Source organism: Marinobacterium profundum (genome assembly GCF_001528745.1).
Classification (GTDB): domain Bacteria; phylum Pseudomonadota; class Gammaproteobacteria; order Pseudomonadales; family Balneatricaceae; genus Marinobacterium_A; species Marinobacterium_A profundum.
In genome coordinates this window covers 1-974 of sequence record NZ_BCNS01000217.1, presented here as the reverse complement: position 1 = coordinate 974, position 974 = coordinate 1, and the positions used below count along the sequence as shown (strand labels likewise).

The following is a 974-nucleotide window of genomic DNA, read 5'->3' as shown; positions in this document are numbered from 1 at the left end:
TTTTCTGATTGGTAGTATACCGCGAGCTCCAGAGACTAACCGGAAGGGGGCGTCGGCAGCGTCAGATGTTCAGAATACACAGGTCAGGCACAGACTCCAACGCAACCACCTTAATCTCATGTCAACCAGATCAACTTGGCAACGACCCAACGCACGACGGAACATCGCCCGGAACAGTTCGCCTGGGTGAACAGTGCGATTCCCTTCGCTCATCAGCCCTCTTTATGGATCAGGGCTCGCGGGGGCTGGTCGGCAATTCACATTTCACCCGTTCGTACATCAAGCGGAGACAGGTCCATATTGTCTGGCGGTACAGCACGCGGGATGCCAATACCCTCGAAAAATAACTCAATCTCACGCTCACGCCGCGTTACCAGACCAGGTAGCTCCCGACCACCCGCCTTGATCCAGCGTCGCAACTGGAAAGCGACCTCTTGAAACTTCCCGGCATTGATAACTTTAAGCAAGGTCGATTTGCGAAAGTTCCCCCCGCCCACGTTGAACACAAAATCGCACAAGGCTGCATATTGACCGTCCGTCAGATCCACCTTGACGGCCGTCAGCACCGCCCGCTTCGCGGTGCCCATATCCTCGCGCAGCAGCTCGACGCCCTGAGGTTCACTGACACCGCGGCGAAACTCTACAGGCTCAGTTCCGTCACACCTGGCCAGCTTGATGAGATGACCATAGGCGATGGTGCAGTAGCCGGCAGCATCGTTATACAGATTACCGACAAAGCCCTCCGACGCTTTGGTAAGATTAATCCCCTTGTCATACACCGGTCTGAGATCCATTCCGGGCGGCAGGACCGCTCTTTCATCTGGCTCAAGGAAAATACCCGGTGTCAGCCTGTCAAGCGTGGGATAGGTTGCAACCTCGGCCTTATCACAACCCGCCAGCAAGCCACTAACCAGTGTCAGGGCGATCAGCCCCTTTACAGGAAAATTTCGCATCATGCAGACTCCTTGCACAGT

The 974-nt window shown here is 55.4% G+C and carries 1 protein-coding gene; it reads right to left on the bottom strand.

Annotated elements, in window-relative coordinates; all coding sequences use genetic code 11:
- Positions 1–257: 257 nt before the first annotated feature.
- Positions 258–974 (bottom strand): lysozyme (locus MPRO_RS24585; RefSeq protein WP_216821371.1); only part of this gene is annotated, 717 nt, incomplete at its 5' end.